This is a genomic window from Rahnella sp. NRRL B-41462, assembly GCF_003263525.1.
In the GTDB taxonomy this organism is placed as follows: domain Bacteria; phylum Pseudomonadota; class Gammaproteobacteria; order Enterobacterales; family Enterobacteriaceae; genus Rahnella; species Rahnella aceris.
Genome location: NZ_JYDF01000181.1, coordinates 1 through 2,274 on the forward strand (window position 1 = coordinate 1; position 2,274 = coordinate 2,274).

Annotated in this window: 6 protein-coding genes; all 6 read right to left on the reverse strand. The window is 53.6% G+C overall.

Going from position 1 to position 2,274, the window contains the following annotated elements; genetic code table 11:
- Positions 1 to 254: 254 nt before the first annotated feature.
- Entirely contained in the window at positions 255 to 554 is a 300-nt protein-coding gene (locus UC14_RS26310) for a hypothetical protein (RefSeq protein WP_112198751.1), read from the reverse strand.
- Between the two features lie 61 nt (positions 555 to 615).
- On the reverse strand, positions 616 to 990 hold the full coding sequence (locus tag UC14_RS26315; RefSeq protein WP_112198752.1) for a DUF3085 domain-containing protein: 375 nt from the start codon (positions 988 to 990) through the stop codon (positions 616 to 618).
- Positions 991 to 1,042: 52 nt separating this feature from the next.
- Positions 1,043 to 1,378 (reverse strand): hypothetical protein, encoded by a 336-nt coding sequence (locus UC14_RS26320; protein WP_224266909.1) that lies wholly within the window; start codon positions 1,376 to 1,378, stop codon positions 1,043 to 1,045.
- Complete coding sequence (locus UC14_RS26325) at positions 1,375 to 1,731, reverse strand: hypothetical protein (RefSeq protein WP_112198753.1); 357 nt, start codon at positions 1,729 to 1,731, stop codon at positions 1,375 to 1,377. The genes UC14_RS26320 and UC14_RS26325 overlap by 4 nt, the downstream gene beginning before the upstream one ends.
- A 46-nt stretch (positions 1,732 to 1,777) precedes the next feature.
- A complete protein-coding gene (locus UC14_RS26330; RefSeq protein ID WP_112198754.1) occupies positions 1,778 to 2,005 on the reverse strand; it encodes a hypothetical protein in 228 nt (75 codons plus the stop codon).
- 9 nt (positions 2,006 to 2,014) lie between these two features.
- Positions 2,015 to 2,274: hypothetical protein (locus tag UC14_RS26335; protein WP_112198755.1), on the reverse strand; the 260-nt coding region annotated here is incomplete at its 5' end.

Genomic DNA, 2,274 nt, shown 5'->3' on the forward strand with positions numbered 1-2,274 from the left:
GGCCATGTTCCGGCCGTGATGGTTTGTTGTGAAAAAGAAAGACCTGACATCGATGACCAGGCAGAGAAAGACGAGTAAAAGCCAGGAGAGGAAGAGACAGTAAGGGAAGAGAGAGACAACCCCCCGACACATAGCTGAGAAGAGGGGCGGCGCAGCCGCCCAGTCACTCAGCATTGGGCGGGCATAGCCCGCCGGGGCATTTGAAAGGGCGACACAAAAACAGGGGCAGAGCGTGATCCGCCCCGCCCCTCTTATCAGCACACCCTGATTTCAGGGTTATAGATGACTTTGTAATCGGTGTGTCTGTCGCCTTGATGGAAAACGTCCAGCCGGACAACGTTGTTCGCCGCGTGGTTCATGACCATCACCTGTTCAACGGCAACATGCAGCGCCTGCCCCTCAGTCAGCGGAAACCACAGATTGGCATCAGTACCTGACAGCGTTGGATGTGAAACAAAATGAAAGCCGGTGCCGGTGTCAAGCTCGGCTACGATCAGCATAACGTGTGGACGCACGGACGTCCTAGACTCAATATCGCAGAAGTTTTCGGTCATGATTTGCCCCTCATGGCTTTATGCGTGTCTCCATACTCGTGCGCACAAACAGTATGTTTGCTCATACTGTTTTACCCGTATCACGAAGGCTTGCGCTAAATACGAACGCGTTATTCGTGACCTCAATCGTCAGATCCGCCGCACCTGTTATCAAAACATCCAGCATTTCAGGCTCTAACTTTATGCTTTCCCATACGTCACCGCTGCCGCCTGATGCGTTGTCAACGGCATCAAACATTTCGCCCGCGTCGTCCCAGTCGTCGGGGTCGAATCCTTCGGCATAGGAAATATTACGCCGATCGTGCACGAACGTGGCCTTTTCAGCGGTCAGATAAATGCCCTCATCGGCAATAAACCACAGCTTGCAGCCATTCTTTTTAACGTCAGCCATCACCGGTGCCAGCTTCTCAGCCTTAAACCACAGTTTGTTACTCATCGTCTACCCCATAAAGTCTTGGAATTGCCGCCCCGCAGGGGCGGCAAGGTCATCAGGCGTAAGCCCGTTTCAGTTCCAGTGTGCGCAGCACCTGTCCGAGTTCACTGGCTCGCATTGCGGGCACCCTGACGGACTGGCGTTTGCGCTGACATTTGGCGATGTGACGCCCCAGCGCCTTAAACGGCACGGAGATGTCCTGACTTTTCAGCGGTTCGCGCACAAGGCGCGGATGCTTTTTTGCCGTCTCAGACTTTACAAACGGCACGGGGGATGCAATTATCTGTGCTTCAGTATTCATGGCATGAACTCCAATCGAGTATTGATAGCCGGTCTGGCTTTTGCGGGACAAACCGGCATGACAAGGCAGACGAAAGTCTGCTTTTTTCATTTCTGCACTACGGTTTTTTTGCTTAACACCTCCTTAATACGTCGCACTATTTCGGCATGGCTCAGGGTGCATTCATCGCATAGCTGGAAATACCGGCCTTCGACTTTCGCGTAAATGTCCGTCACGCTGCCGCACATCATTTCGGCAAACTTGAATGATTCGCTGTCCCGATCGCCCTGCCAGTCCAGCGGCGGTAACGTCCCCAGCACGTCCATATATCTGTGCAGGTCGATTTCCACCGGCGCGGTCACATAAGATTTTGCCCGCGCCTCCCAGTAAGCGGCCTCCGCTGCTGCGTTCCATTCGAACCGACTTACTCCCGCGCTGCCGGTGGTGATTTCAGGTGCATACATGATGTTTTTCCTTGATTTTTATGACGGGAGGATCCCGCCATTCTCACTACACTTCTGTTGAACCAACCCACGAAGCCCCTAAATAGGCTTCTGAGCCTTCGCCGCTATCATCAGGCTGAACAGTGGTTAACTGGTCATGCGTCCAGCCGTCCTGTGGTGCTTTCTGTCGCAATATCTCAACGCCTCCGAGCGTCCTGATAATCAGGGGTTCGTGCCGAACCGGCGTTAAAATATCCGGCTCCCCTTCTCTCTGGTCGGTGATGTAGGTGATCATTGTTTTTCCTTATTCCTGCTCTGCTGCAATCTCAGCCATTACTTCACGGTAAGCCGCCTGACTGCGGTCTTCTTCCGCCCACGAAAGCGTGATCCCTCTGCGGTCTGCCACACCGATAAATACCGGACGGTCTTTCATCGGCAGACGAGAAAGATGATTTAACGCACTGCTGATCAGGCGGGATTCGTAAATCTCGAAATACAGACCGCATCCGTTGCTCGCCTGAGCCTCCAGACGGGAAATCACCACGTCGGCGCGGATCACATCGA

Excerpts from the sequence above, each read along its gene's own strand:
- UC14_RS26310 (WP_112198751.1), bottom strand. The coding sequence starts at position 554 with ATGACCGAAAACTTCTGCGATATTGAGTCTAGGACGTCCGTGCGTCCA.
- UC14_RS26315 (WP_112198752.1), bottom strand. The coding sequence starts at position 990 with ATGAGTAACAAACTGTGGTTTAAGGCTGAGAAGCTGGCACCGGTGATG.
- UC14_RS26320 (WP_224266909.1), bottom strand. The coding sequence starts at position 1,378 with ATGAAAAAAGCAGACTTTCGTCTGCCTTGTCATGCCGGTTTGTCCCGC.
- UC14_RS26325 (WP_112198753.1), bottom strand. The coding sequence starts at position 1,731 with ATGTATGCACCTGAAATCACCACCGGCAGCGCGGGAGTAAGTCGGTTC.
- UC14_RS26330 (WP_112198754.1), bottom strand. The coding sequence starts at position 2,005 with ATGATCACCTACATCACCGACCAGAGAGAAGGGGAGCCGGATATTTTA.